Below are 25,767 nucleotides of genomic sequence, written 5' to 3'. Positions count from 1 at the left end.
GTGCAGGATCGCCAGCCTCTCCACAGCCTGTCGAAAACAGGCCAAACGCAAAGCCGCTATGGATTGAAGCGCTGGAGGGACAGCGCCCCCCTCTGGCCTGCCGGCCATCTCCCCCACACGGGGGGAGATTGGCTCTCCACCTAAACCCGCTTGATGACCACATGCGTGGCGAGCGGCGTCGCCACCTGCTCGCTGCAGACATAACCGAGCTTGAGCATGTCGAGGCCGGCAAAAAGGTTCTCGCCCGCGCCGAGCAGCACCGGCGCGATCGCCAGATGCATCTCGTCGATCAGCTTCTCCTGAAGGTATTGCTGGATGGTGGCGACGCCGCCGCCCACCCGCACGTCCTTGCTATCAGCCGCTGCTTTTGCCTGTTCAAGCGCCGAATGGATGCCGTCGGTGATGAAATAAAAGGTCGTGCCGCCCTCCATGACGATCGGTTCGCGCTTGTGGTGGGTCAGCACGAAAACCGGCACGTGGTATGGCGGGTTGTCGCCCCACCAGCCCTTCCAGCTATCGTCAGGCCATTCGCCGCGGATCGGCCCGAACATGTTGCGGCCGAGGATCCAAGCGCCGACATTCTCGAAGCTGCGCGCGGCAAAGTCCTCGTCAATGCCGTCCGCGCCGCCTTCCTCGCCGAACATCTTTCGGAAGGTGCGGGTGCCGAAAGCCCATTTGTGCAGGGATTCCCCGCCGACGCCGAGCGGATTGGTCAGATCTTGATCGGGACCGGCGCCGTAGCCGTCGAGCGACAGGCTGAAAGCGTTGACGCGAAGTTTGGACATGCGAGTCTCCTCGATAACCAGTTGTATTTTGCAAGCAGTTGTTTTGTAGCAAACTGATTGTGAATTGCAAGCGGTATTTTCAAGTTCGAACGAAGCCCAGGCTATGGGTCAAGCGACCCTCCTGTGGATTCCCCGGCCAGGAGCCGGAAATTGTTAGGGATGTCGAAGCGGATTCGCCGACATCGGTCGCCGCGACCGGCCTTCGTCGGAAGAGAAATTATCCCTTCAGCAGTTCCGCCACTTCGGGCGCGAAATAGGTCAAGATGCCGTCGCAGCCGGCGCGCTTGAAGGCGAGCAGTGATTCCAGCATCGCCTTCTCGCCATCGATCCAGCCATTGGCACCGGCAGCCTTGATCATCGAATACTCGCCCGACACCTGATAGGCGAAGGTCGGCATCTGGAATTCGTCCTTGAGCCGCCGGATGATGTCGAGATAGGGCAGGCCGGGCTTGACCATCAGCATGTCGGCGCCTTCGGCGATATCCTGCTCGGCTTCGCGCACCGCCTCGTCGGAATTGGCGTGGTCGATGTAGTAGGTCTTCTTGTCGCCCTTGAGCAGGCCGGCGGTGCCCACCGCCTCGCGATAGGGGCCGTAGAAGGCCGAGGCGAATTTGGTCGCATAGGACATGATCGCCACATCCTGGAAACCGTTGGCGTCGAGCGCGTCGCGGATGGCGCCGATGCGGCCGTCCATCATGTCGGACGGCGCAATGATGTCGGCGCCGGCCGCCGCCTGGATGACGGCCGCGGCGGTCACCTGTTCCACCGTCTCGTCATTGACGATGATGCCGTCGCGCAGGATGCCGTCATGGCCGTGGCTGGTGAACGGGTCGAGCGCGGCGTCGGTGATGATGCCGATCTCCGGCACCGCATCCTTGATCGCGCGGGTGGCGCGGTTGATGACGTTGTTGGGGTCGAGGATGTGCGAACCGGTCTGGTCGCGCAGCGAGATGTCGACATTGGGGAAGGTGGCGAGGGCGGGAATGCCGAGTTTTGCCGCGCGTTCGGCCTCCTTGACGGCGAGATCGATCGACAGGCGGAAGACGCCCGGCATAGCGGCGATCGGCTCGCGGATATTCTTGCCGTCAACGACGAAGATCGGCCAGATCAGGTCGTCAACCGAAAGCCTGTTCTCTTGCACCAGACGGCGCGACCAGTCGGCCTTGCGCATGCGGCGCAAGCGGCGGCTGCCGGTGATGTCGTCGACGCTGCGCGCGCCGGCTGGCTTTGTCGGGGTGAATTTGTTCATCGCCAAAACTCCAGATCGGCGGCTTTTATCACGAGCCCTTGCCGCTGACCAATGCGACACGTTTGTGCCAGCAAATCGCCCTGAGGGCAGCACGGCCTGTCAAGGCGATCCATTGCCCGAAAGGACCTGAGCAGCACCGCGCATGGCGACACGAAACGCTTCGTCGAAACTAACGCCGCGCACTTGCCAATGATAGGTCTTCCCGTCCTCTTTAAGCCGCCAATCGGCGATCCAGCCCAGTTCCTTGTCGCTCCACACGAGGCTGCCGGCCAAGACTTGGCGGCTGCCAATACTTCTTGCAACACTGCCTAGCAGTTCGGGTGAGATAGGCCCCACCTCGTCGAAAGTGAGTCCGGCCTTGGCGAGCGCGGCCCTGTTCGGAACGACAATCGACATCGCCATGGGGCCTGCGGCCGATTGAAAAGACTCTATCATGTACGGGTTTTCGTCCCCGTCACGGGTAAGGACGAAATGTCGGCGCGAGTCATCCACAGCTAGGACGACCGAGAGCGTCGGCCGTTCGGCCAGCCAGGGCTTGCTGCCGAGCGAAGCCAGCACCGGGTCGATCGTCGCCGGCGTGTACTGGCAATAAAGGTCATGCGGCCGGTCATGCGTACCTTGCTCGTCATGAACCGGAATGCCTTCCATGCGGTCGCGGTAACGGAAGCCAGTGACGAAGCCGCCGGCCTTGTCGCGCAGTGCCGTCATCTCCGGTTTTTCCAGCAGGCGTTGGTCGCCGGAAACCCGGACCAGAACCGCATCGAGGCAGATCTTGAAACCTGCCTGGCGGTTTGGCTCGCCCTGGCCGGTGACGATGGTCTGAGAGCTGTAGAGGTCCTCGATATCAGCCGCCCTGGCCGGACTATTGGCGGCTAAGAGAACTCCAGCCAGAACAAGGGCTACGCGCAAAAGATACCGCATGGCTCTCCGCTCGGTTTGAGGCCTGTCATCCATATGCTGGATCACTCTGCATCCAGCAGCGACGGCGGCAGGTACAAGGCATGTCAGCCTTATCTAAAGTCAAATCCTTTAGATTCGACACACTGTACATGAGCACCCGCTGGGATTGGTGGAAGGGTTGTTATGGCGTCTCTTTTCGCCAGATCTTCCAATAAGGGCCCAAAGCACTCGTCAAATTTATCGGTGTTGAGTTCGATTGCGGATTCAAAGCAAGAAACAAATTGTGCATCATGGTATTTTGCGTTCTCGCTGGAGGAAACGCGCATAATGAGGGCTTGAACAAGAGTTAGAGGGACAAGCAAAGAGTCAGCCTTATAGCCTTCACCTAATTCTTCCAATTTAGGAATTTGCCCGTAGCGGTGAGCCAGAGCCGCCAGGGAAAAAGCAATGTCGTCATTTTGCTGTGCGTCTGCTGGTTGCCAAGGATGCTCTCCTCTGGCCGCGAGAGCCGAGAGCATAAGATACGAATATGTCTCATTGTTTTCCCGGGTCGACCAAAACAAATGCCAAGCCCCGTCGCAGTCGTTGATTTCGTTGAATTTTGACAGCTTGGCGTTGACGGTATCCCACGTTTCGCCTGATGCCGGTTCTGCGGGCGAGCATCCTATGGCCAGAGCGGCTGTCAAAAAACCTGTCGCAAGAAACTGTTTTGCAATCATCTTCGCCACCCTCCGTCCCCTTGCATTCTAAGTCGCGGCCGCGTCCTGAACAAATCTCGTGAAGTCGGTTGGCGGGTGCCCGACCAAATGCTCGCAGGCGTCCGTAACCCGTTGATAGCGGCCCTCTTCTATGGATCGGCACAAGGTCGAAAAGGCATGCGGCCAAGGATCCTGCATTTCCGCCCATGCGCGTTGAAGGTAGTCCGCGGGCGAACAGGGAGCGAACTCAAGACGACGGCCGAAGGCCGAACCTGCGGCCGCGGCCATTTCGTGAAACGACAGCTTCCGTGGCCCCGTCAGCTCATAGATCTTTCCTGCGTGCTTCATTGGCGACGCGACCACTGCCGCTGCGGCCAGGGCAACATCCTGTCGCGATATTGGCGCAACCTCTCCAGCGCCCGTGGGAAGCGAAAGCGTTCCCGACGGAAAGGCAGGCTTGATCCAGCTGTCCAGAACGAGATCCGAATACAGGCCGCATCTCAGGATCGTCCAAGCCAGCCCGCTCTCGCGCAACCTGCGCTCCGCATCCCGGTGGACAGGCGTGAAATAGAACGGCGAGTCCGCGTCGATATCGATGATGCTGGTAAAGACGATTGAAGACACTTTCCGGGAAGCGGCAGCTTTTATGGCATTGGCATGGTGACGAAGGAGATCGCGGCCGTCTCCGTCGCTCGAGACGAACAGCAGCGCCGAGACGCCTTCGAATGCGCGCAACAAACTCCTGGGATCGTCGTAGTCCGCGATCCGCAACGGTGTTTCGGCAGGCAGGCCCGCTACACGCTTTCCGGTGGTCCTGACCATCCCCGCTGCCGGAAAGCTCTGGCGCGATAGTGCGGCAAGCGCCTTACCCCCGACATATCCCGACGCCCCGGTTACAAGGATCATGCATTCGCTCTTGAGCCATACAGACGGATAAAGTTGCACCCATTTGGCCGGGACGCAAAGGATAGCGGCCGGGCTTGGCATTGACGCACCCATGCGCCACGCTTTAGCACTTCAGTCCCGCCGGCGCGGGGGAGGGGATTCTTTCACGATGGATTTTGGCGGCGGCGACGAGATCCGCTTCGAACATCTGGGCCGGGCCGGCGTCGTCACGTTGACGCGGCCGCAGGCGCTCAATGCCTTGACGCACCGCATGATCAGGGCGCTCGACGCTGCTCTCTGCGCCTGGGAGATTGACCAAGGTGTCGATGTCGTCGTCGTCAAGGCCGAAGGCAGGGCCTTTTCGGCCGGCGGCGACATCCTGCATGTCTATGAGACCGGACGTGCGGGAAAGCCGCCGGTCGAGTTCTTCGCCGACGAATACCGGCTCAACGCTCGCATCAACAGCTCTAGGAAACCCTATGTCGCCTTGATCGACGGCATCGTCATGGGTGGTGGCGTCGGCATTTCCTTCCACGGCTCGCACCGGGTCATGACCGAGAATGCCCAGTTCGCCATGCCGGAGGTCGGCATCGGCTTTTTTCCGGATGTCGGCGCCAGCCACCTGCTGCCCGATCTCGGCGGCTCCTTCGGCATGTATCTGGCGCTGACCGGCAACCGCATCCGCTATGGCGATGCGCTGTGGTCGGGCCTTGCCACCCATACCATCAAGGCCGAGGACCAGGGCGGCTTCCTCGACCGGCTGACCCTGACCGGCGACCCGGAATCGGTGCTGCGCGGTTTCTTCGTCCAGGCAAGGCGAGAGACCGACAGGCCGACGCTGGAGGCGATATCCAGCCATTTTTCGCAACCGTCCCTGAAACGTGTCATCGACAGCCTGGAGCGCGCGGCGGATGCCGACGAGTTCGCGGCAAAGACGCTGGCAACGATCCGCACCCGCTCGCCGACCAGCCTGCGCGTCGCCTGGCGCCAGATCAGCGCCGGGCTGACACTGTCCATGGACGCCTGCATGAAGATGGAGTTCCGCATCCTCAACCGGATGCTGGCCGGCCATGATTTCTACGAAGGCATCCGCGCCGCCATCATCGACAAGGGCTCGAAGCCGCAATGGCGGCCGGCGAGCCTCGATGCGGTCAGTGAGGCCGATGTCGACGCCTATTTCGCTCCTCTCGGCGAACGGGAGCTCGAGCTGTGAGCGAGGTCACTTCGAGACGCGTCGTGCTGCAGCCCTCGGGGGTGGAGGTGATCTTCGCCTGGTTCCAGCGCGTCATATCAGGCTACTGCCTGCTGTTCGGCATTCTCTACTGGATCAAGCTGATCGGCTTCTATCCGGGCTCGCTGTGGCGTTTCGACCTGATGCCCGTGCACTGGCAGGTCGCGGCGGTGGTGCTGGCCGTGTTCTTTCCCTTCGCCGCTGCCGGCCTGTGGATGCTGGCATCCTGGGGGCCGGTGATCTGGTTCATTTGCGCGGTGACCGAGACAGTCATGTATGCTGGCTTTCCCGAGCTTTTCGGCCACCGCCTGCTGATTGTTATCTCGCATGCCGCGGTGGCGGTGCTCTACATCGTCTTTCGCGTCGTCATCTACCTGCAGAAGCGCCCTGTCCGCCACTAAGCCATTGAGCACATTGGCGACCTGGCTTCTGCCTGGATTTGGCCCCCAAATTGTTGCCGAAATCTTTAGGTTAATTATCCTTGCTCGGGTGACCGTTCGTTAAGCCTCTTTCGAAACCTGTTACCGGTAAGCTCTTGTTAGCCCTAGCGTTTAAGTCGAATTTTATGAGTATTCGATAGTGTCGCGATCAAGGTGAAAAACAAAAAATCACCAGGGCGACAAACGAGAGGCAAAGACAATGATCAATTCGCGTCCGGCGGCGAAGACCGCCAACGTTTCAGACGATCGCCGCGAGGCTATCCGTTCCCTGTACATGGAATCGCTGCAGCTTGTTGAGCGGCTGCACCGCCGCCTGCTTGATGTGATCAAGGACGAATTCGACCGCAACGGCCGTTCCGACATCAATGCCATCCAGGCGCTGCTGCTGTTCAACATCGGCAATTCCGAGCTGACCGCGGGCGAGCTGCGCTCGCGTGGCTACTATCTCGGCTCCAACGTCTCCTACAATCTGAAGAAGCTGGTCGATCTCGGCTTCATCAACCACCAGCGCTCGCGCATCGACCGCCGTTCGGTCCGCGTCTCGCTGACGCCGAAGGGCAACGAGGTGGCGGAGGTCGTCGCCGGCCTTTACGAGCGTCATGTAGGCTCGATCGAGCAGGTCGGCGGCATCAACACCGACGAGTTCAAGCAGATGAACCGCGCTTTGCAGCGGCTCGACCGCTTCTGGAACGACACCATCGCCTACCGGATGTAAGGCGCAGCATCGAATCCGGCCCGCGTCACAGAAACGCGGCCGAAATGTCGACCTTCAGTCAGGGCCGGTGCCGAAAGCACCGGCCTTTTCTTTTCCTGATCCCACAGCATGGCCCTCGTTCCTCGCGTTGGGTGAGCTGTCGGTGTATTATCAAGTGCTTGTGGTTCACCGGTCAATATTGGCGGGCGATCGCGGATCGGTGCCGAAAAAGCACGGGTCTTTTCACTTCGCTGCGCCAGCCGGGCCAAATTCGGCCGAAAGCCACGTTGCCGCCATATTCCAATGGAACCGAGAGTGGCAGTGATGCTGTGGTGAAGACCATGCGTTCACCCGCAACCCGTATCGCGCCTGTGCGTTGTCACACCAAGGTGATACGGACCATGGTTGGCTAATTGTTAAGATTGCCAATTTTAGAGTGCGGGCGAGATCGCCCGGTGATCAACGCAGCAAGTGATCGAACTGCTAGAAGAATGTCTGGAACGTCCATGAAAACCAGCCGCCGTTTTTTCCTTTCCGGAGCCTCCGCGCTCGCTGCTGCGGTGGTCGCTGGCGGCGCCAATGCGCAGGACGTGATCGGTGACATCCTGAAATCCTCGACGCGCGGCAATTGGGACGACCAGTTCGACGCCCGCGCCAGCGAGGGCGGCAAGGTGGCCTCGACGCTGCCGATCTTCAGCCCACAGACCGTTGCTTTCACCGAACAGGCGGTCGCGCAATATCAGAACATCGCCGGGCAGGGCGGTTGGGTAGAGGTTCCCGCGACCAAGAAACTGCAGCTCGGCGTCGATGATCCCGATGTGGTGCCGTTGCGCAAGCGGCTGATGGTTTCTGGCGACCTGTCGCAGAGCGCCGGCATTTCGACAGCTTTCGACTCCTACGTCGACTCGGCGGTCAAGCGCTTCCAGTTGCGTCACGGCCTGCCTGCCGACGGCGCCTTGGGCAAATACACCTACGCGGCGATGAATGTGTCGGCGCAGATAAGGCTTGGCCAGTTGCAGACCAATCTGCAGCGGCTGCGCGAGAAGGCCGGCACGCTGGGCAGTCGTTATGTGCTGGTCGACATTCCAGCGGCGCAGATCGAAGCGGTCGAAAACGACCGCGTCGTGCTTCGCCACACCGCGATCGTCGGCAAGATCGATCGCCAGACGCCGATCGTCAATTCCAAGATCAACGAGATCATCGTCAATCCGTACTGGAATGCGCCTGTCTCGATCGTGCGCAAGGACATCATTCCGTTGATGCGGAAGAATCCCGATTATCTGAAGGACAGCCATATCCGCCTGTTCGCGCCGGATGGCAGCGAAGTCGATCCGATGAATGTGGACTGGTCGACCGACGACGCGGAGAAGTACCGTTTCCGCCAGGACCCCGGCTCGGAAAACGCCATGGCGTCGGTCAAGATCAACTTCCCGAGCCCGGACGGTGTCTACATGCACGACACGCCGCAGCAGAGCCTGTTCGGCAAGATGATGCGCTTCGATTCCTCGGGCTGCGTGCGCGTGCAGAATGTGCGCGACCTCGTCACCTGGATCCTGCGCGACACGCCCGGCTGGGACCGCCAGCATTTCGAGGCGGCGATCAAGACCGGCCAAAACACGCCGATCCAGGTCACCAACCCGGTGCCGGTCCATTTCCTCTATCTCTCGGCCTGGTCGACGGGCCCGGGCGTCGTACAGTTCCGCGACGACGTCTACGCGCTCGATGGCAACAACGAGCTGCAGATTACGTCATCGCTTTAAGCAGCTGATTTCTTTATAAAAAAGGCCGTCGTTCAGGGCGGCCTTTTTCGTTGCTCGGGTGCCGCTGCGATTTTCGCTGGAGGGGCGGCTGGACGGATCGGCTGGCTTTGCGCATGGTCGGCAGGAAAGTCTGGAACCGGACCATGGAAGTCGCCGTCTTCATTCTGGTCGTGCTCGTCTTCGTCGCGCTTTCCGGCGCGCTGGTGCGTCTAGTGCGGGTGCCACTGCCGGTGCTGCAGATTGCAATAGGTGCCGCACTCGCCTGGCCGGTGCGCGGCATCCATGTCGAGATTGATCCGGAACTGTTCCTGCTGGTGTTCATTCCGCCGCTGCTGTTTGCCGATGCCTATGGCGCACCGAAGCGTGAATTGATGGCGCTGCGCGGACCGATCCTGGATCTTGCCATCGGGCTCGTGTTCTTCACCATCGTCGGCTTCGGCTACGCCTTGCACTGGCTTGTACCGAGCATCCCGCTGGTCGTCGCCTTCGCGCTCGCCGCGGTGCTGTCGCCGACCGACGCGGTGGCAGTATCCTCGATCGTCGACAAGAATGTCGTTCCGGCGCGGCTGATGCACATTCTGGAAGGCGAGTCGCTGCTCAACGATGCGTCGGGCCTCGTCATGTTCCGCTTTGCCGTGGCAGCAGTGCTGACCGGGAGCTTTTCCTTCGCCGCGGCTTCGCTCAGTTTCCTCTATGCTGTCGCCGCCGGCATCCTGATCGGCGTGGCGGCGCTGTTCGTCGCCGCCAAGCTGCTGCAATTGCTCAACCGCATCGGCGGCGTGCCGGCCGAGGCGCAGGTGCTGGTGATGATCCTGCTGCCCTTCATCGCCTATCTCGGCGCCGAGCACGTCGGAGCGTCCGGCATCCTGGCGGCGGTCACCGCCGGCCTGCTCACTGGTGGCTCCGGCGTGTTCCGCTTCCTCGGCGTTTCGGCGCGCATGCAGACGATGTCGCTATGGACGACGCTTTCCTTTGTTTTCAACGGCGCTCTCTTCATCGTGCTCGGGCTGCAGCTTCCCGACATCATCCGCCACGTGCCGCCGGAACTGATGAGCCTGCATCCGATCATCCAGCCCATCGCGACCGTCATCGCGCTGACGCTGTGCCTGATCGCGCTGCGCTTCCTGTGGATATGGGTCGGCGATATCGCTGCCGGCATTGCCGCGCGTCTGGGCAAGCGCAAGGTGGAGCCGTTCGGGCTGCGCGTGCGGCTCGCCGGTTCGGTGGCCGGTGTACGTGGTGCGATCACGCTGGCCGGCATATTGTCGCTGCCGCTCGCCATGCCGGACGGCTCGCCGTTTCCGGCGCGCGACCTGGTCATTTTCCTCGCCGCCGGCGTCATCATCTGCTCGCTGGTCTTTGCCAGTCTCGCTCTGCCGACGATCGCCAGGGGGCTGGTCGAGCCCGGTGAGGATGTCGGTGCCGCCGAGGAGCGCCTGGCGCGTGTCGGCGCCGCCAAGGCCGCGATCGCGCGCATCGAGAGCATCGCCGGAACTGCTGATGATGAGGGAGGCGAGGTGCCTGGCGCCAGGCTTGCCGCCGCCGACAGCATTGTCGCCGGTTACCGGCGCCGCATCGCCGCCTCCGATGAAGCCGATGAGGCCCGCGCCGAGGCTCGCGAAGCCGGAAGGCTGGAACTTGAACTCAGATTTGCAGGCATCGAAGCCGAGCGCGAGGCCGTGCGCGCCATGTTTCGCCGGGGCGAGATCAACGACCATACGTCTCGGGCGCTGTTTACCGAGATCACGCTCACCGAGGCCTTGCTGAAAGGCCGCAAGGCCAGGAAATAGCGACCGGCGGGCTCCGCTGGCGCAATCCGGCCAGCAAATTTCGCGCCGCAAACGTGGCGGGGCGAAAACAACTGTGTTAATGGCGCGGCGAATGCAGGTCGCCCAAAAGTGTGCAGCGGTTTTGGGACAACGGCCTTCATAAATCAAAAATTGCCCCCGAACCCCGAGGATTTCAGGCCATGGCAACAGCAGCGGCAGTGTCGAACAAATTCGAATCCTTCTTCGAAACCACGCTGGCCGACGCCGATCCGGAGATTTTCGGCGCCATCCGCAACGAACTCGGCCGCCAGCGCCACGAGATCGAGCTGATCGCCTCGGAAAACATTGTGTCCCGTGCCGTGCTTGAAGCGCAGGGCTCGATCATGACCAACAAATACGCCGAGGGCTATCCGGGCAAGCGCTACTACGGCGGCTGCCAGTTCGTCGACGTGGCCGAGGAACTGGCCATCGAGCGGGCCAAGAAGCTGTTCGGCTGCAACTTCGCCAACGTTCAGCCGAATTCCGGCAGCCAGATGAACCAGGCAGTGTTCCTGGCGCTCTTGCAGCCAGGCGACACTTTCATGGGCCTCGATCTCAATTCCGGCGGCCATCTGACCCACGGTTCGCCGGTAAACATGAGCGGCAAATGGTTCAAGGTCGTCTCCTATGGCGTACGCCAGGACGACCATCTGCTCGACATGGACGCCATCGAGAAGACAGCGCATGAGACCAAGCCGAAGCTGATCCTGGCCGGCGGCACCGCCTATTCGCGCGTCTGGGACTGGAAGCGGTTTCGCGAGATCGCCGATGCGGTCGGCGCCTATCTGATGGTCGACATGGCGCACATCGCTGGCCTGGTCGCCGGCGGCGTGCATCCGTCGCCGCTGCCGCATGCCCATGTCGTGACCACCACGACGCACAAGTCGCTGCGCGGCCCGCGCGGCGGCATGATCCTGTGCAATGACGAGGACATCGCCAAGAAGATGAATTCGGCGGTGTTCCCCGGCTTGCAGGGCGGCCCGCTGATGCATGTCATCGCCGCCAAGGCTGTTGCCTTCGGCGAAGCGCTGAAGCCGAGCTTCAAGGTCTATGCAGAGAGCGTCGCCGCCAATGCCAAGGCGCTTGCCTCCAGTCTCAAGGAAACCGGGCTCGACATCGTCTCCGGCGGCACCGACAACCATCTGATGCTGGTCGACCTCAGGCCCAAGAACGCCACCGGCAAGCGCGCCGAGGCGGCGCTCGGCCGTGCCAACATCACCTGCAACAAGAACGGCATCCCGTTCGATCCGGAAAAGCCTTTCGTCACTTCGGGCGTGCGTCTCGGCACCCCGGCCGGCACCACGCGCGGCTTCGGCCAGGCCGAGTTTCGCGAGATCGGCAAGCTGATCGCCGAAGTGCTGGATGGTCTCAAGGTCGCCAACTCCGACGACGGCAATGCCGCTGTCGAAGCAGCGGTCAAGGCCAAGGTCGTGGCGCTGACCGACCGTTTCCCGCTCTATCCCTATCTCGGCTGACGCGATAGGAAGTCTTGCCGCCTGCTGCAACGACAAGCGTCGTTTCAGCAGGCCGGGGCGACCGGCAGGAGCCTTGATGATGCGACCATTTCGTTTCGCCGACCTTGGCGCCGTTGGCGCTCTGGCCGCTTTGATGGCTTTGCCGCTCTCCAGCATCGCCTTGGCGCAAACTGCCCCTGCTCAAGCCGCGCCCGCGCAACCCGCTCCTGCCCAGGCCGCACCCGCTTCGCCCGCCCAGGCGGCACCCAAGCTCGAAACCTTCGGCAGGTGGTCGACCCTGGTCGACGAGGTCGACACCGGTGAGGATCTCCGCAAGACCTGCGCGGCCTCGACCGCCTTTATCGGCGCCGGTGGCGCGCCCGGTACCCTGACGCTCGTCATCACGAACGGCGATGCACTGCCGCCGGATGCCTACCCGTCCGTAACGATCGCCGTCGACAACAAGGATCTGCCGGCCGGCAAGTCCGTCGCCGCCACCTTCGGCGATGACAAGGGCCGCGTCACTGCCAAGCTCCATTCCGATGGCGCCGTCAACGGCCGGCTCAGCTGGACGGTGGACAACCAGGCCAAGACCAGCCTGGCGCTCTTGCGCGCCATGCGCCGGGCATCGGTGCTTGAAGTCTCCTTTGGCGATGCGCCGGTTGGAAGCATATCCATGGACGGCTTCACCAAGGCCTATCGCAGCCTCGGTGCATCGTGCGGATTTCCGACCACCGACGTCGCGCCCTGACGACATCGGCACGCAGTCTGGCTGCTTGGCGAGGCTGGCAATCTTGCGTGCGCCTCGCTATCTCTGTGGCTGAGAGGCGAGGGGTTGGTGGCGATACTTTGCCATCGTTGCAAAAACCTCTAAGCCTTTCGCTTCACCAGATTCGCCAACCAAAGGCTCCTCCATGCGCTGTCCCTATTGCCAGTCAGAAGATACGCAGGTGAAGGATTCGCGCCCCGCCGAGGATGGCGCGGCGATCCGCCGACGGCGCGTCTGCCCCGATTGCGGCGGCCGCTTCACCACCTTCGAGCGTGTGCAGTTGCGTGACCTTGTCGTGGTCAAGAAATCGGGCCGCAAAGTGCCGTTCGACCGCGACAAGCTGTTGCGCTCGGTGGAGATCGCCGTGCGCAAGCGCAATGTCGATCCCGAGCGCATCGATCGCGCGGTGACCGGCATCGTGCGCCAGCTCGAAAGCTCCGGCGAGACCGAAGTCGCCTCCGGAGAGGTCGGCCGGCTGGTCATGGAAGCGCTGAAATCGCTCGACGATGTCGCCTATGTCCGTTTCGCCTCGGTCTACCGCAATTTTCGCGAGGCCAAGGATTTCCACGAATTGCTGGGCGAGCTCAAGGGAGACGAAATCAAGGGTGAAGAGGACGCCAGTTGAGCATGACTGCAAGCGAACAGGCCGCCCTTGATCGCCGCTTCATGGCGGCGGCACTCAGACTGTCGCGAAAAAATGCCGGGCGTACCGCGACCAACCCGTCTGTCGGCACGCTGATCGTGCGCGATGACGGCAACGGTCCGATGATCGTCGGCACCGGCGTCACCGCTGTCGGCGGCCGTCCGCATGCCGAGACCGAGGCCCTGGCCGAGGCCGGCGCGCTCGCCCGCGGCGCCACCGCGTATGTCACTCTCGAACCTTGCGCCCATCACGGCCGCACGCCGCCTTGCGCCAACGCGCTGGTCAATGCCGGCGTCGCGCGCGTCGTCGGCGCCGCCAGCGATCCCGATTCGCGCGTGTCCGGCAAGGGTTACGCGATCCTGCGTGCCGCCGGTGTCGAGGTGGTCGAGAAGGTGCTGGCGGCGGAAGCCGCCGAGCAGATGGCCGGCTATTTGATCCGATCATTGAGAAAACGCCCTGAAGTGATTCTCAAGCTTGCACTTTCCAGCGACGGCAAGATCGGTCGGGAAGGCGGGGGACAGGTGTCGATCACCGGCGATATCGCGCGCCGTGAAGTGTATCTGATGCGGGCCGAGGCCGACGGCATACTGGTTGGTATCGGCACGGCCCTTGAGGATGATCCGGCCCTGACGGTGCGCTTGCCGGGGCTGGAGAACCGTTCGCCTGCACGCATTGTGCTCGACCGCCAGATCAGGTTGCCGGAGGACTCGAAACTGGTTTCGGGCGTCGACCGGGTACCGCTCTATGTCGCCGCTTGCCTGGAGGCCGATCCGCTGCGGCGGGCAGCACTCGAACGCGCCGGCGTGCGTTTCATCGGCACCGAGACGCATGAAGGCGGCGTCGCGCTGCCGGAACTGCTCGAGGATCTGGCCGCGCTCGGCATGGCAAGCGTGCTGGTCGAGGGCGGCGCCAAGGTGGCAAGCGCCTTCCTGGCCGATGGGCTGGTCGACCGCATCGTGCTGTTCCGGGGGCCGGAAGCGATCGGCAATGACGGCATTGCATCGCCGATCGACGCTGACCATATCCCGGCAGGATTTCGCAAGCTGCGCGAGATGCGCTTTGGCGAAGATAGTTACGCCGAGTGGATAAGAGACATTTAGGATCAACCCCCATGTTTACCGGAATTGTCACCGATGTCGGCACTGTCGCGTCCGTCAAGCCACTGCGGGAAGGGGTGGGGTTGCGCATCGACACCGCCTATGATCCGCAGACCATCGCGATTGGTGCCTCGATCTCCTGCGGCGGCGTCTGCCTAACGGTTACCGCCTTGCCCGACAGCGGCTCGAACGCGCGCTGGTTCGAGGTCGAGGCCTGGGAAGAGGCGCTCAGGCTGACGACGGCGATGGGCTGGATGTCGGGCACGCGGATCAATCTGGAGCGGGCGCTGAAGATCGGCGACGAACTTGGCGGCCACATCGTTTCGGGCCATGTCGACGGCATGGCCGAGATCATCGAGCGCAAGGACGAGGGCGACGCGGTGCGCTTCACGCTGGAGGCGCCGCGCGACCTGGCGAAGTTCATTGCGCCCAAGGGCTCCGTCGCGCTCGACGGCACCTCGCTCACCGTCAACAAGGTGGAAGGCACGCGATTCGACGTGCTGCTGATCCATCATTCGCTGACCGTGACCACCTGGGGCGAGCGCAAGGTCGGCGACCGTGTCAATCTCGAGATCGACACCATGGCCCGCTACGCGGCGCGGCTGGTGGAGGCCGCGAAAAAGGGGTTTTGAGCCACTAGCCAATCGAACCTCGACTTAATCAACCTTAATCGTTATGATTAAATCTGATTGTGAGGTTCAAATGGACACAAAGGTGATCACCGCTCATGTTCCGCTTCCACTTGCAGAAAAGGTAGATCAGCTAGCTGCTCGCCTTGAGCGCCCACGCGGTTGGATTGTCAAACAGGCCCTTTCCGCCTGGGTCGATTTGGAGGAAGAGCGCCGGCGGCTGACGCTCGAAGCGCTGGCCGATGTGGATGCCGGGCGAGTTATCGATCATCAAGCGGTGCAGGCATGGGCTGACAGTCTTGGCACTGAAAAGCCGCTGCCTGTGCCACGTTGATGGAGTTGAAGTGGACCAGCAAGGCTTTGTCCGACCTGGTCAGGCTTCATGATTTTCTCGCGCCAGCAAATAGCCAGGCAGCCGCACGTACTGTGCAGGCACTCACTGCTGCGCCCGCACGGCTAGTCGAGTATCCGCGCATCGGTGAGAGACTGGAAGAGTTCGAGCCGAGCGAAGTGCGACGCATTTTGGTAGGCAACTACGAAATTCGCTACGAAATACGAAATGATACGATTTCTGTGCTGCGCCTATGGCACACGCGAGAGGATCGATAGGGCGGGCTTCGCCTTCAGCAATCTTCCGCTTGCGGTCAACCCGGCTTCGGCCTAAGTCACCGGCGATCCCCGGAGACTTTTATGGCTGGCACATCCCAACACGGCAAAGCCTTCATTCGCCCGAAGACGAAAGCGCATCTGCTCATTGTCGAAGCGCGCTTTCATGACGACCTTGCCGACGCGCTGCTCGACGGCGCGACAAGCGCGCTCGATGAAGCGGGCGCGACTTACGACGTCGTCACCGTTCCAGGTTCGCTCGAGATTCCCGCGGTGATTACCTTCGCGCTGGACGGTGCGGAAGGCGGCACACACTATGACGGCTTTGTTGCGCTCGGCACCATCATCCGCGGTGACACCTATCATTTCGACATTGTCGCCAATGAATCCAGCCGCGCGCTCATGGACCTGAGCGTGCAGGACTCGATCTGCATCGGCAACGGCATCCTGACCACCGAGAATGATGCTCAGGCCTGGACTCGCGCAAAGCGCTCGGAAGGCGACAAGGGCGGTTTTGCCGCGCGTGCGGCGCTGACCATGATTGCCCTCAAGGAACAACTGGGAGCGCGATCGTGAGCGAACCCGCTTCGCCCGGCCAGCCCGCGGTGCGCCACGCCAACAAGCGCGGCGCTGCCCGTCTGGCCGCCGTGCAGGCGCTCTACCAGATGGATGTCGCCGGCAGCGGCGTCTTCGAGATCACCGCCGAATACGAGGCGTTTCGCCTTGGCAAGGAAGTCGATGGCGCGCTCTACCGCGAGGCCGATGCGCAATGGTTTCGCGCCATCCTGGCGGGTGTCGTCGAGAACCAGACGACCATCGATCCGGTCATTCGCCAGGCGCTGACCGAGGACTGGCCGCTGTCGAGGCTCGACTCGACGCTGCGCGCGATTCTGCGCGCCGGCGTCTATGAGCTGATGAAGCGCGAGGATGTTCCCGTCGCGGTTATCGTCTCCGAATATGTCGACATCGCCAAGGCTTTCTACGAAGAAGACGAGCCGAAGCTGGTCAATGCCGTGCTCGACCGTGTGTCACGCCGGGTGCGTGGCGAGGGGCGCGGCAAGGACGCATCATGACGGCAATCGCCGTCGAGGCAGGCAAGGAGGCGCGTCGCACCGCGCTGATCCTCGCCGCCTCGCAGGCGATCATCGGCTCGGCAGCCCCCATCGCAATCTCCATGGGCGCGCTGGCCGGGCAATACCTGCTTGGTCCCGACAAATCATTGGCGACGGCGCCGATCACCGGCTTCAACATCGGCGTGGCGCTCGGCGCGCTGCCTGCGGCGGCCATCATCCGCAGGATGGGCCAGCGCGGCGGCTTCATGACCGGCACGATCGTCACGGCGCTTGGCGGGCTCGTTGCCACTCTGGCGCTTTTTCAAGGCAGCTTCTGGCTGTTTGCCTTTGGCCTGCTCACGATCGGTCTGGGTGGCGCCTTCGTCCAGCAGTTCCGCTTCGCCGCCGCCGACAACGCGCCGCCGGAGTTCAAGGCGCGCGCAATCTCCTTCGTGCTGGCCGGTGGTATCATCACTGCCATCCTCGGGCCGCAGATCGTCATCTTCACCCGCGAATTGTTGGCGCCGGTGATGTTTGCCGGTTCGTTCGTCTCCATCCTGCCGCTGGCCGCGGTCGGCGCCATCATCCTGTCGTTCCTGCGGCTGCCGGCGAAAGTATCCGGCAAGGTGGAGATCGCCGAAGGCGACGCCAGGCCATTGGCCGAAATCGTCACGCAGCCGCGTTTCGTCGCCGCGCTTTTCTGCGCCGTCGGCAGCTACGCGCTGATGAGCTTCGTCATGACCGGCGCTCCGCTGGCCATGGTCGGTTGCGGCCTGTCGGAGACCGATGCGACGCTCGGCATCTCCTGGCACGTCATGGCGATGTTCGCGCCAAGCTTCTTCACCGGCTCGCTGATCCATCGCTTCGGCGCCGAACGCATTGTGGCTACCGGCCTGGTCCTGCTCATCGGCTGCGCCATTGTCGCTCTGTCGGGCCTGGCGCTGTGGCAATTCTGGACGTCGCTGATCCTGCTCGGCCTTGGCTGGAATTTTGGCTTCATCGGCGCCACGGCGATGGTGGCGGCCAGTTACCGGCCGTCGGAAAAGGGCAAGGTGCAAGGCTTCCACGACTTCGTCCTGTTTGGCTCCGTCGCCTGCGCCTCGCTGATGTCGGGCATGGTGTACAACGCCTGGGGTTGGGAAATGCTGAACTGGATGGTCTTCCCGGTCACCGTTTTGTGCTTCGTGGCGCTCGGCGCACTCAAGCTGACGGGCTTGCGCAAAGCCGACGCCTGATCCCTCCGCCGCTTCACCTGACACGGCGCTGTCAGCATGATCCCGGCCGAATTTCCCGCGCCGGAACAAAAATATTGCGTCTGTGCCTATTGTTATGAAACCGTGTGCCCCGACTGGCCGTTGAAGCCATGCTCATATGCGGCCACCGCATTTCGGTTCATAGCAAGGGGTTTTCACGATGTTTTCAGTCAAGGTTCTGGCCGGCGCGGCATTGGCGCTCGGCATCACGGCGGTTTCCGCCAGTGCCCAGGTGGTTGTCTCTTCCAAGATCGACACCGAGGGCGGCGTGCTCGGCAACATCATCCAGCTCGTTCTCAACGCCAACAACATCAAGACATCAGACCGTATCCAGCTCGGCGGCACGCCGGTGGTGCGCAAGGCGATCACCGCCGGTGAGATCGACATCTATCCCGAATACACAGGCAACGCCGCCTTCTTCTTCGAGAAGGCCGACGACCCGGTCTGGAAAGATGCCGCCAAGGCCTATGAGACAGCCAAGAAGCTCGACTACGACGCCAACAAGATCGTCTGGCTGTCGCCGTCGCCCGCCAACAACACCTGGGCGATCGCGCTGCGAAAGGAAGTCGCCGAAACCAACAAGCTCGCCACGCTCACCGACTTCGGCAAATATGTCGCGGGCGGCGGTCAGGTGGTGCTGGCGGCTTCCGCTGAGTTCGTCAACTCGGCTGCCGCCCTGCCGGCCTTCCAGACCACCTATGGCTTCACACTGAAGCCTGAGCAGCTGATCACCCTCTCGGGCGGCGACACGGCGGCAACCATCGCCGCAGCCGCCAACCAGACCAATGGCGCCAATGCAGCCATGGTCTACGGCACCGATGGCGGCATCGCACCGTCCGGGCTCGTCGTGCTCGACGACGACAAGGGCGTGCAGCCGGTCTACCAGCCGGCGCCGATCATCCGCGAAGCGGTGCTGAAGGAACATCCCGAGATCGAGACGCTGCTGAAGCCGGTCTTCGCCAAGCTCGACCTCGTCACGCTGCAGGAACTGAACGGCCGCGTGCAGGTCGGCGGCGAGCCGGTCAAGGGCGTCGCCGAAGACTTCCTGAAGAAGAACGGCTTCCTGAAGTAGGACGATTCCGGCGCGGCGCTTTCGTGGCGCGCCGGATCGACTGACGGGGGGAGGGCGTGAACATCCGCTTCGACAAGCTCGGCGTGGTCATTGCCGCGATATCGGCCTACGCGACTTTTGCCGCGCCCTTTGCCACATTCCGCGCCAACCGCATCGTCCCCGGCCAGGCGCGCTCGATTCTCGACGCGCTGCCGGCAACGACCGGGATGCTGCTGCTCGCCATCATTGTCGTTGCCGCACTCATTGCTCTGTTCAAGACACCGCTTGTGCTGCGCCTTGCCGCCAGCGTGGTGGCGCTTGCCGCGCTCGCGCTGCTGATCGGCGTCGCCGGTACATTTCTCACGCCGGCGGGCAACACCTTTGCGAGAATTTCGCCGGCCTCCGGTTTCTGGATTCTCATCTTTGCTTTCACGCTTTTGCTGGCCGACGTGCTGACAAGGCTGAACCTGTCGCCATTGGCACGGGTTGGCGTGCTGGTCGCGGCCAGCGCGGCGATCGGTCTTTTGCTGATTTCGGGCAGCTGGAACGACCTTTCCATCCTGAAGGAATACGCCAACCGCGCCGACAGTTTCTGGGCCGAAGGCTCCAAGCACGTGACGCTGGCGCTCGGTTCGCTGGCTGCCGCGGTGATCGTCGGTCTGCCGCTCGGAATCCTGTGCCATCGCGTCGAAAGGCTGCGCGCCGGCGTGCTCAACGTGCTCAACATCATCCAGACCATTCCCTCGATCGCGCTGTTCGGCCTGCTGATCGCGCCGCTCGGCTGGGTTGCCACGCATGTGCCGGGGGCTGCCGCGCTCGGCATTCGCGGCATCGGCACGGCACCGGCTTTCGTCGCGCTGTTTCTTTATTCGCTGCTGCCGGTGGTGGCCAACACCGTGGTCGGTCTCGCCGGCGTGCCACGGGCCGCCAACGACGCGGCGCGCGGCATGGGCATGACCGACAGGCAGCGCCTGTTCGGCGTCGAGTTTCCGCTGGCTTTTCCTGTCATCCTCACCGGCATCCGCATCGTTTTGGTTCAGAACATCGGCCTTGCCACCATTGCCGCGCTGATCGGTGGTGGCGGGTTCGGCGTTTTCGTTTTCCAGGGCGTCGGCCAGACGGCGATGGACCTGGTGCTGCTCGGCGCGGTGCCGACGGTCGCACTCGCCTTTGCCGCCGCCATCATCCTCGATGCGGTGATCGAAATGACTGCCACCAAGCGCAGGGTTGAAACGGCATGATCGAGATCGAAGGCATTACCAAGCGCTATGACGCGACAACGGTGGTCGATGACGTTTCGATGGTCATCGAGCCGCGCACCATCGCCGTCATTGTCGGCACGTCCGGTTCCGGCAAGACGACGCTGCTGCGCATGATCAACCGGCTGGTCGAGCCGACCTCGGGCATCATCAAGCTCGACGGCGCCGACAATCGTTCGCTGCCCGGTTACGAACTGCGCCGCAGCATCGGCTACGCCATCCAGGGCCACGGCCTGTTTCCGCATCGCACGGTGGCGCAGAACATTGCCACCGTGCCGGTGTTGCTCGGCTGGGACAAGGCCCGCATCAAGGCCCGGGTCGACGAACTGATGACCCTCTATCAGCTTGATCCCGAAGCGTTCGGGCCGCGCTACCCGCACGAACTGTCCGGCGGCCAACAGCAGCGCGTCGGCGTTGCCCGCGCGCTCGCCGCCGAGCCCAACGTGCTGTTGATGGACGAACCGTTCGGCGCGTTAGACCCGATCATCCGCACCAAGGCGCAGGAGGATCTGCTGGCGATCCAGAAGCGCTTCGGCACCACCATCATCCTCGTCACCCACGACATGGAAGAGGCCGTGCATATGGGTGACAAGATCGCGGTGATGGATGCCGGCAAGCTGGTGCAATACGCCAAACCCGCCGAGATCCTGGCAAAGCCGGCAAGCGCCTTCGTCGAGACCCTTGTAGGCGCCAGCGAAAGGCCATTCCGGTTGCTTTCGCTCGGCCGCGTCCGCGATGCCGTGGAGAAGGGCTCAGCCGAAGGCGAGGCGATCCCCGGCGACGCCAGCCAGCGCGACGCGCTGGCCGAACTGCTATGGTCGGGCCGGCCGGCCCTGCCGGTCAAAGGGGCCGACGGCAAGCCGCTTGGCCGCGTCACGGTCGACGGTTTGGTGAAACGCGCGGCGAGGCCGGCATGAAAGCCTGGCTTCCATCGCTGCTCAGGCTTGCCCTGGTGGTGCTGCTCGTCGCCTTCGTCACCAATCCCGGCTGGTTCGAGCCGCTGCTGAAGCCGCTGACCGAGAACAATGCGCCGGTGATCTACAACCAGGGCAGCCTGCTGACGTTGACATTGCTGCATCTGCGCACCGTTCTGATCGCCACCGTGGCCGCGACCATCGTAGCGGTCGCGCTTGCCATTCTGGTCACCAGGCCCGCCGGCGCCGAATTCCTGCCGCTGTCGCGCAGCCTGGTCAACATCGGCCAGACCTTTCCGCCGGTGGCGGTGCTGGCGCTCGCGGTGCCGGCCGTAGGCTTTGGCGAGAAGCCGACGCTTATCGCGCTGTTTCTCTACGGCCTGCTGCCGATCTTCGAGAATGCGCTGACCGGCCTGACGACGCTGCCTGCCAATGTCGTCGAGGCGGCGCGCGGTGCGGGCATGACCGGTTGGCAAAGGCTCACCAAGGTCGAGCTGCCGCTCAGCGCCCCGATCATCCTGGGCGGCATCAGGCTGTCGGTGGTGATCAGCCTTGCCACTGCCACCATCGGCTCGACCGTGGCGGCCAAGACGCTCGGCGAAGTGATCATCGCCGGGCTGTTGTCGAATAATCTCGCCTTCATCCTGCAGGGTGGCCTGATCGTGGCAGCCCTTGCCGTGCTGATCTATGACGGTCTGTCGGCGATCGAGCGCTACACGGCGCGCCGCATGGGCCGGGAGGCAGAGTAGTTCGCGAACTCACCTGGCGTTCGCAGGAAGCAGTTCTATATGCATGCGGCCAATGTCGGTATGGGTGCGAAAGAGGAAACTCTTGCCGCCGTGGCCGTTGGCTCACTGCCATCGTCTCTTCAGGGCATCGTGGATGGTATGTCCAACGAGGCAGCAAAATGGGAAGCGAAGATGCAGCTTCTCGGCTCGAGTGAGTACTATTGGGACACTCCTTGGGTGCTCGTCATGGCTGCAGTCATGCAGTTGAGTGATCAGATCGACCTCTGATTGAAGCTGATGCGCTATGGCGCGCTACTCGCGGCAATGAAGGCGTCAATCGGGCCAAAGAACCTCGGCTGTTCTGCTATGATCTTCTCGTCGCTCCATTCCCACCAGCGGATAGCAAGCAATCTCGCAATCTGGTCGTCAGTAAACCTGTTCCGGATGAACTTAGCAGGATTTCCGGCGACGATCGCGTAGGGTGCTACGTCCTTCGTTACGATCGAGCCTGCTCCGACAACGGCACCATCACCAATCGTTATTCCTGGCATGATGATTGCGCGTCGTCCGATCCATACATCGTTGCCGATTTCGGTCGGTCCGTTGACCACCAGATCACTATAGGCAACCATCGACTTTGTCATGAGAGCTCGGAACGGGAAAGTTGAGACAAAGTGCGTCGGATGATTAGCGCGACCAAGGAATAGGACTTCCTCCGCTATAGAGCAGAATGCTCCTATTCTTAGCGGCGAGGTTTCATCGCACCAATAGATATTGCTGGTCTTCACGCTGTATGTCCTGCGCCCAACTGATGCATGTTGCGGCAGAGCTTCCGGATTTGGAACTCGTCTAAGCCCAAGCTTGGTCATAAGTTCTCTTGCAAATCCCATTTGTGCCTAAGCCATTTTGGTTGGAGGTTTGACTTCGTTCATGCGCTCAACGTTTCTACACGAAGCGGACACGTCGCGGCACCTATTTGGCCCTACACCGCCAACGGAAACGCAACGGCACGGCGTCGACCTTGTTCGTCGCCAAGAAGTTTCTATTTCGAAGATATCCGAAGACGCGAGTCGTCTCTGCCTGGATTCTGTCAGTGACCCGCTACTTTCTGTGGGCGACCGAGCGAATTGGATCAAGTTCGCAGGGCCGTTGCTCTCAGAAGCGAGCTGGGCCTGGCCGCAGAGCGCGGGCATTGGTCGTGTTGCACCTGTTCTGACCTAACCAACGAACGAGCAACTGGCTGGACTCAGCGGACTGCGCTTTCAGGGCCGCCACAAGCCCTTCAGTGCCGGGCATGGTCCGACCTGAATAAATTCAATCGGTTTGCAAGAAGGCATTACGGCGAAAGCCGGGCAAAAACCGAACAATATCTTGACGTTCGCAGCCCCGTTTCGCATACACCGCTGCGAAGGGTCGGATTCCGTCTGAGGAATCCGGTCTCTGTCTCAACGGCCCAGGGAGGGGTTCTTTTGGGCCATCAATCGAGGAAAATCCGGCAATGACAATTATTTCCGCCGTCATCGCCTGCGGCCTGCTTTCAATCCTTTACGCCATCTGGGCGACACGTTCGGTCCTTGCGGCCGATCAGGGCAATGCACGCATGCAGGAAATCTCCGCGGCTATCCGCGAGGGCGCACAAGCCTATCTGGCGCGTCAGTACACCACCATCGCCATCGTTGGCGTCGTCGTCCTCGTGCTCGCCTGGTGGTTGCTGTCCATCACCGCCGCGATCGGCTTCCTGATCGGCGCCGTGCTTTCGGGCGCCGCCGGCTTCATCGGCATGCATGTCTCCGTTCGCGCCAACGTTCGCACGGCGCAGGCCGCATCGAACAGCCTCGCCGCCGGCCTCGACATCGCGTTCAAATCGGGCGCCATCACCGGTATGCTGGTTGCTGGCCTGGCCCTGCTCGGCGTCTCGATCTACTACCTCGTCCTGACCCACTTCATGGGCCTTCAGCCCAATGACCGCATCGTCATCGACTCGCTGGTCTCGCTCGGCTTCGGCGCATCGCTGATCTCGATCTTCGCCCGTCTCGGCGGCGGCATCTTCACCAAGGGTGCGGATGTCGGCGGCGATCTCGTCGGCAAGGTTGAAGCCGGTATTCCCGAAGATGATCCGCGCAACCCGGCCACCATCGCCGACAATGTCGGCGACAATGTCGGCGACTGCGCCGGCATGGCCGCCGACCTGTTCGAAACCTATGCGGTGACGGTCGTCGCCACCATGGTTCTCGGCGCCATCTTCTTCGGTGGCACCGCCGTTCTGGGTGCCGTCATGCTCTATCCGCTCGCGATCTGCGGCGCCTGCATCCTGACCTCGATCGTCGGCACCTTCTTCGTCAAGCTCGGCTCCAACGGCTCGATCATGGGCGCACTCTACAAGGGCCTGATCGTCACCGGCCTCTTGTCCATCGTCGGTCTCGGCGTCGCCACCTCGGTGTGCCTCGGCTGGGGCGAGATCGGCACCGTCGCCGGCATGGCCATCACCGGCAAGAACCTGTTCATCTGCGGCCTGATCGGCCTCGTGGTGACCGGTCTCATCGTCGTGATCACCGAGTACTACACCGGCACCAACAAGCGCCCGGTCAACTCCATCGCCCAGGCGTCGGTCACCGGTCACGGCACCAACGTCATCCAGGGCCTTGCGGTCTCGCTGGAATCGACGGCGCTGCCGGCGATCGTCATCGTCGGCGGTATCATCTCGACCTATCAGCTCGCCGGCCTCTTCGGCACGGCGATCGCGGTCACGACGATGCTCGGGCTTGCCGGCATGATCGTTGCGCTCGACGCCTTCGGCCCGGTCACCGACAATGCCGGCGGCATTGCCGAAATGGCCGGCCTGCCCAAGGAAGTGCGTCAGTCCACCGACGCGCTCGACGCGGTCGGCAACACCACCAAGGCGGTGACCAAGGGTTACGCCATCGGTTCGGCCGGTCTCGGCGCATTGGTGCTGTTTGCCGCCTACTCGAACGACCTGAAGTTCTTTGCCGCCAACGGCGACAAATATCCATACTTCCAGGGCATGGGCGAGATCTCCTTCGATCTCTCCAACCCTTACGTCGTCGCCGGCCTGATCTTCGGCGGCCTCATCCCGTATCTGTTCGGCGGCATCGCCATGACGGCTGTCGGCCGTGCGGCGGGCGCCATCGTCGAGGAAGTGCGCAAGCAGTTCCGCGAGGATCCGGGCATCATGGCCGGCACCTCGAAGCCGAACTACGCCCGTGCGGTCGATCTGCTGACCAAGGCGGCCATCCGCGAGATGATCATCCCGTCGCTGCTGCCGGTGCTGGCACCGCTCGTCGTCTATTTCGGCGTGCTGCTGATCTCGGGCTCGAAGGCGTCCGCCTTTGCGGCCCTTGGCGCCTCGCTGCTCGGCGTCATCGTCAATGGCCTGTTCGTCGCCATCTCGATGACCTCGGGCGGCGGCGCCTGGGACAACGCCAAGAAGTCCTTCGAAGACGGCTTTGTCGACAAGGACGGCGTCAAGCATCTCAAGGGTTCCGAGGCGCACAAGGCCTCGGTGACCGGCGACACGGTCGGCGATCCCTACAAGGACACCGCCGGTCCGGCCGTCAACCCGGCGATCAAGATCACCAACATCGTGGCGCTCCTGCTGCTGGCCGTGCTCGCACACGGCTGATCACGGAGCATTGGTCGAGACAAAACCCGCGGGAGCGATCCCGCGGGTTTTTCGTTGAGCGAAGCCGACGTCGACGATTCATTTCGACCTTCGCAGTGCGTGCGGTGATACGCCGGCATCTCATCCAGGTCTCGTGTTTTGGCGACTGGAGGCACACTGGCAGGCATGGCCTTGCCTTGACCGTGGGCCAAAACAAAAACCCACAGGATCGCTCCCGCGGGT

27 protein-coding genes are annotated in these 25,767 nt (G+C 62.4%); 21 read left to right on the top strand and 6 right to left on the bottom strand.

The annotated features are described in order from the left end of the window. Window positions 1–140 precede the first annotated feature (140 nt). The 5 genes from ACZ89F_RS16920 to ACZ89F_RS16900 all read right to left on the bottom strand — a co-directional run bounded on the left by ACZ89F_RS16920 (window position 141) and on the right by ACZ89F_RS16900 (window position 4,538). Entirely contained in the window at window positions 141–785 is a 645-nt protein-coding gene (locus ACZ89F_RS16920) for a dihydrofolate reductase family protein (RefSeq protein WP_476093057.1), read from the bottom strand. 217 nt (window positions 786–1,002) lie between these two features. Continuing rightward, window positions 1,003–2,034, bottom strand: coding sequence for a porphobilinogen synthase (gene hemB, locus ACZ89F_RS16915; RefSeq protein WP_476093056.1), 1,032 nt, complete (start codon window positions 2,032–2,034; stop codon window positions 1,003–1,005). A 99-nt stretch (window positions 2,035–2,133) separates the two neighbouring features. Further along, on the bottom strand, window positions 2,134–2,955 hold the full coding sequence (locus tag ACZ89F_RS16910) for a DUF2066 domain-containing protein (RefSeq protein WP_476093055.1): 822 nt from the start codon (window positions 2,953–2,955) through the stop codon (window positions 2,134–2,136). 89 nt (window positions 2,956–3,044) lie between these two features. Further along, on the bottom strand, window positions 3,045–3,662 hold the full coding sequence (locus ACZ89F_RS16905; RefSeq protein WP_476093054.1) for a hypothetical protein: 618 nt from the start codon (window positions 3,660–3,662) through the stop codon (window positions 3,045–3,047). Window positions 3,663–3,680: 18 nt separating this feature from the next. Continuing rightward, window positions 3,681–4,538 carry an NAD(P)H-binding protein gene (locus tag ACZ89F_RS16900; protein ID WP_476093053.1) on the bottom strand — a complete coding sequence of 286 codons (858 nt, stop codon included), beginning with the start codon at window positions 4,536–4,538 and terminating at the stop codon, window positions 3,681–3,683. A gap of 148 nt (window positions 4,539–4,686) precedes the next feature. Between ACZ89F_RS16900 and ACZ89F_RS16895 the strand changes: the two genes are divergently transcribed. The 20 genes from ACZ89F_RS16895 (at window position 4,687) to ACZ89F_RS16800 (ending at window position 22,193) form a co-directional block, all read left to right on the top strand. Continuing rightward, entirely contained in the window at window positions 4,687–5,730 is a 1,044-nt protein-coding gene (locus tag ACZ89F_RS16895) for an enoyl-CoA hydratase/isomerase family protein (protein WP_476093052.1), read from the top strand. Next, entirely contained in the window at window positions 5,727–6,149 is a 423-nt protein-coding gene (locus ACZ89F_RS16890; protein ID WP_476093051.1) for a DUF6163 family protein, read from the top strand. Before ACZ89F_RS16895 ends, ACZ89F_RS16890 begins: the two co-directional genes overlap by 4 nt. Before the next feature lie 238 nt (window positions 6,150–6,387). Next, window positions 6,388–6,903, top strand: coding sequence for a transcriptional regulator LdtR (gene ldtR / locus ACZ89F_RS16885; RefSeq protein WP_008875359.1), 516 nt, complete (start codon window positions 6,388–6,390; stop codon window positions 6,901–6,903). Window positions 6,904–7,388: 485 nt separating this feature from the next. Continuing rightward, entirely contained in the window at window positions 7,389–8,642 is a 1,254-nt protein-coding gene (locus tag ACZ89F_RS16880; protein WP_476093050.1) for a L,D-transpeptidase family protein, read from the top strand. 143 nt (window positions 8,643–8,785) lie between these two features. Continuing rightward, complete coding sequence (locus ACZ89F_RS16875) at window positions 8,786–10,432, top strand: Na+/H+ antiporter (protein ID WP_476097298.1); 1,647 nt, start codon at window positions 8,786–8,788, stop codon at window positions 10,430–10,432. Between the two features lie 179 nt (window positions 10,433–10,611). Further along, window positions 10,612–11,925 (top strand): serine hydroxymethyltransferase, encoded by a 1,314-nt coding sequence (gene glyA, locus ACZ89F_RS16870; RefSeq protein ID WP_476093049.1) that lies wholly within the window; start codon window positions 10,612–10,614, stop codon window positions 11,923–11,925. A gap of 76 nt (window positions 11,926–12,001) precedes the next feature. Beyond that, window positions 12,002–12,655 carry a hypothetical protein gene (locus ACZ89F_RS16865; protein ID WP_476093048.1) on the top strand — a complete coding sequence of 218 codons (654 nt, stop codon included), beginning with the start codon at window positions 12,002–12,004 and terminating at the stop codon, window positions 12,653–12,655. Window positions 12,656–12,818: 163 nt separating this feature from the next. Further along, window positions 12,819–13,298 carry a transcriptional regulator NrdR gene (gene nrdR, locus ACZ89F_RS16860; protein WP_056594062.1) on the top strand — a complete coding sequence of 160 codons (480 nt, stop codon included), beginning with the start codon at window positions 12,819–12,821 and terminating at the stop codon, window positions 13,296–13,298. 2 nt (window positions 13,299–13,300) lie between these two features. Continuing rightward, a complete protein-coding gene (gene ribD, locus ACZ89F_RS16855) occupies window positions 13,301–14,416 on the top strand; it encodes a bifunctional diaminohydroxyphosphoribosylaminopyrimidine deaminase/5-amino-6-(5-phosphoribosylamino)uracil reductase RibD (protein WP_476093047.1) in 1,116 nt (371 codons plus the stop codon). 11 nt (window positions 14,417–14,427) lie between these two features. Then, on the top strand, window positions 14,428–15,045 hold the full coding sequence (locus ACZ89F_RS16850; protein WP_476093046.1) for a riboflavin synthase: 618 nt from the start codon (window positions 14,428–14,430) through the stop codon (window positions 15,043–15,045). Window positions 15,046–15,115: 70 nt separating this feature from the next. Continuing rightward, on the top strand, window positions 15,116–15,376 hold the full coding sequence (locus tag ACZ89F_RS16845) for a CopG family ribbon-helix-helix protein (protein ID WP_128308812.1): 261 nt from the start codon (window positions 15,116–15,118) through the stop codon (window positions 15,374–15,376). Then, window positions 15,376–15,651 (top strand): type II toxin-antitoxin system RelE/ParE family toxin, encoded by a 276-nt coding sequence (locus ACZ89F_RS16840; RefSeq protein ID WP_476093045.1) that lies wholly within the window; start codon window positions 15,376–15,378, stop codon window positions 15,649–15,651. The genes ACZ89F_RS16845 and ACZ89F_RS16840 overlap by 1 nt, the downstream gene beginning before the upstream one ends. 81 nt (window positions 15,652–15,732) lie before the next feature. Then, the gene (ribH, locus tag ACZ89F_RS16835; protein ID WP_476093044.1) at window positions 15,733–16,224 is read left to right on the top strand and encodes a 6,7-dimethyl-8-ribityllumazine synthase; all 492 of its coding nucleotides are present in this window, start codon (window positions 15,733–15,735) and stop codon (window positions 16,222–16,224) included. Next, complete coding sequence (nusB, locus tag ACZ89F_RS16830; RefSeq protein ID WP_476093043.1) at window positions 16,221–16,721, top strand: transcription antitermination factor NusB; 501 nt, start codon at window positions 16,221–16,223, stop codon at window positions 16,719–16,721. Before ribH ends, nusB begins: the two co-directional genes overlap by 4 nt. Then, on the top strand, window positions 16,718–17,935 hold the full coding sequence (locus tag ACZ89F_RS16825; RefSeq protein ID WP_476093042.1) for an MFS transporter: 1,218 nt from the start codon (window positions 16,718–16,720) through the stop codon (window positions 17,933–17,935). Before nusB ends, ACZ89F_RS16825 begins: the two co-directional genes overlap by 4 nt. Before the next feature lie 178 nt (window positions 17,936–18,113). Then, on the top strand, window positions 18,114–19,025 hold the full coding sequence (osmF, locus tag ACZ89F_RS16820; RefSeq protein ID WP_476093041.1) for a glycine betaine ABC transporter substrate-binding protein OsmF: 912 nt from the start codon (window positions 18,114–18,116) through the stop codon (window positions 19,023–19,025). Between the two features lie 56 nt (window positions 19,026–19,081). Next, entirely contained in the window at window positions 19,082–20,245 is a 1,164-nt protein-coding gene (locus ACZ89F_RS16815; RefSeq protein ID WP_476093040.1) for an ABC transporter permease, read from the top strand. Further along, window positions 20,242–21,180: an ABC transporter ATP-binding protein gene (locus ACZ89F_RS16810; protein ID WP_378979243.1), complete on the top strand. Its 939-nt coding sequence runs from the start codon at window positions 20,242–20,244 to the stop codon at window positions 21,178–21,180. The genes ACZ89F_RS16815 and ACZ89F_RS16810 overlap by 4 nt, the downstream gene beginning before the upstream one ends. Beyond that, window positions 21,177–21,926 carry an ABC transporter permease gene (locus tag ACZ89F_RS16805; protein ID WP_023810236.1) on the top strand — a complete coding sequence of 250 codons (750 nt, stop codon included), beginning with the start codon at window positions 21,177–21,179 and terminating at the stop codon, window positions 21,924–21,926. The genes ACZ89F_RS16810 and ACZ89F_RS16805 overlap by 4 nt, the downstream gene beginning before the upstream one ends. Window positions 21,927–21,965: 39 nt before the next feature. Next, window positions 21,966–22,193 (top strand): hypothetical protein, encoded by a 228-nt coding sequence (locus tag ACZ89F_RS16800; protein ID WP_476093039.1) that lies wholly within the window; start codon window positions 21,966–21,968, stop codon window positions 22,191–22,193. 14 nt (window positions 22,194–22,207) lie between these two features. Here ACZ89F_RS16800 and ACZ89F_RS16795 read toward each other — a convergent pair whose 3' ends face one another. Continuing rightward, window positions 22,208–22,693, bottom strand: a complete 486-nt coding sequence (locus ACZ89F_RS16795; RefSeq protein ID WP_476093038.1) for a CatB-related O-acetyltransferase — start codon at window positions 22,691–22,693, stop codon at window positions 22,208–22,210. Between the two features lie 710 nt (window positions 22,694–23,403). Here ACZ89F_RS16795 and ACZ89F_RS16790 point away from each other — a divergent pair. Further along, on the top strand, window positions 23,404–25,545 hold the full coding sequence (locus ACZ89F_RS16790) for a sodium-translocating pyrophosphatase (RefSeq protein WP_476093037.1): 2,142 nt from the start codon (window positions 23,404–23,406) through the stop codon (window positions 25,543–25,545). Window positions 25,546–25,767: the final 222 nt, after the last annotated feature.

The organism is Mesorhizobium sp. USDA 3734, from assembly GCF_056279665.1.
Note: the sequence above shows the minus strand (reverse complement) of the source record. Positions and strands in the feature narration are given on the sequence as shown.

What these genes read in the sequence shown, in the direction of transcription:
- ACZ89F_RS16920 (WP_476093057.1), bottom strand. Translation starts at nt 785, where the DNA reads ATGTCCAAACTTCGCGTCAACGCTTTCAGCCTGTCGCTCGACGGCTAC.
- hemB (WP_476093056.1), bottom strand. Translation starts at nt 2,034, where the DNA reads ATGAACAAATTCACCCCGACAAAGCCAGCCGGCGCGCGCAGCGTCGAC.
- ACZ89F_RS16910 (WP_476093055.1), bottom strand. Translation starts at nt 2,955, where the DNA reads ATGCGGTATCTTTTGCGCGTAGCCCTTGTTCTGGCTGGAGTTCTCTTA.
- ACZ89F_RS16900 (WP_476093053.1), bottom strand. Translation starts at nt 4,538, where the DNA reads ATGATCCTTGTAACCGGGGCGTCGGGATATGTCGGGGGTAAGGCGCTT.
- ACZ89F_RS16895 (WP_476093052.1), top strand. Translation starts at nt 4,687, where the DNA reads ATGGATTTTGGCGGCGGCGACGAGATCCGCTTCGAACATCTGGGCCGG.
- ldtR (WP_008875359.1), top strand. Translation starts at nt 6,388, where the DNA reads ATGATCAATTCGCGTCCGGCGGCGAAGACCGCCAACGTTTCAGACGAT.
- ACZ89F_RS16880 (WP_476093050.1), top strand. Translation starts at nt 7,389, where the DNA reads ATGAAAACCAGCCGCCGTTTTTTCCTTTCCGGAGCCTCCGCGCTCGCT.
- ACZ89F_RS16875 (WP_476097298.1), top strand. Translation starts at nt 8,786, where the DNA reads ATGGAAGTCGCCGTCTTCATTCTGGTCGTGCTCGTCTTCGTCGCGCTT.
- glyA (WP_476093049.1), top strand. Translation starts at nt 10,612, where the DNA reads ATGGCAACAGCAGCGGCAGTGTCGAACAAATTCGAATCCTTCTTCGAA.
- ACZ89F_RS16865 (WP_476093048.1), top strand. Translation starts at nt 12,002, where the DNA reads ATGATGCGACCATTTCGTTTCGCCGACCTTGGCGCCGTTGGCGCTCTG.
- nrdR (WP_056594062.1), top strand. Translation starts at nt 12,819, where the DNA reads ATGCGCTGTCCCTATTGCCAGTCAGAAGATACGCAGGTGAAGGATTCG.
- ribD (WP_476093047.1), top strand. Translation starts at nt 13,301, where the DNA reads ATGACTGCAAGCGAACAGGCCGCCCTTGATCGCCGCTTCATGGCGGCG.
- ACZ89F_RS16850 (WP_476093046.1), top strand. Translation starts at nt 14,428, where the DNA reads ATGTTTACCGGAATTGTCACCGATGTCGGCACTGTCGCGTCCGTCAAG.
- ACZ89F_RS16845 (WP_128308812.1), top strand. Translation starts at nt 15,116, where the DNA reads ATGGACACAAAGGTGATCACCGCTCATGTTCCGCTTCCACTTGCAGAA.
- ACZ89F_RS16840 (WP_476093045.1), top strand. Translation starts at nt 15,376, where the DNA reads ATGGAGTTGAAGTGGACCAGCAAGGCTTTGTCCGACCTGGTCAGGCTT.
- ribH (WP_476093044.1), top strand. Translation starts at nt 15,733, where the DNA reads ATGGCTGGCACATCCCAACACGGCAAAGCCTTCATTCGCCCGAAGACG.
- ACZ89F_RS16825 (WP_476093042.1), top strand. Translation starts at nt 16,718, where the DNA reads ATGACGGCAATCGCCGTCGAGGCAGGCAAGGAGGCGCGTCGCACCGCG.
- osmF (WP_476093041.1), top strand. Translation starts at nt 18,114, where the DNA reads ATGTTTTCAGTCAAGGTTCTGGCCGGCGCGGCATTGGCGCTCGGCATC.
- ACZ89F_RS16810 (WP_378979243.1), top strand. Translation starts at nt 20,242, where the DNA reads ATGATCGAGATCGAAGGCATTACCAAGCGCTATGACGCGACAACGGTG.
- ACZ89F_RS16805 (WP_023810236.1), top strand. Translation starts at nt 21,177, where the DNA reads ATGAAAGCCTGGCTTCCATCGCTGCTCAGGCTTGCCCTGGTGGTGCTG.
- ACZ89F_RS16800 (WP_476093039.1), top strand. Translation starts at nt 21,966, where the DNA reads ATGCATGCGGCCAATGTCGGTATGGGTGCGAAAGAGGAAACTCTTGCC.
- ACZ89F_RS16790 (WP_476093037.1), top strand. Translation starts at nt 23,404, where the DNA reads ATGACAATTATTTCCGCCGTCATCGCCTGCGGCCTGCTTTCAATCCTT.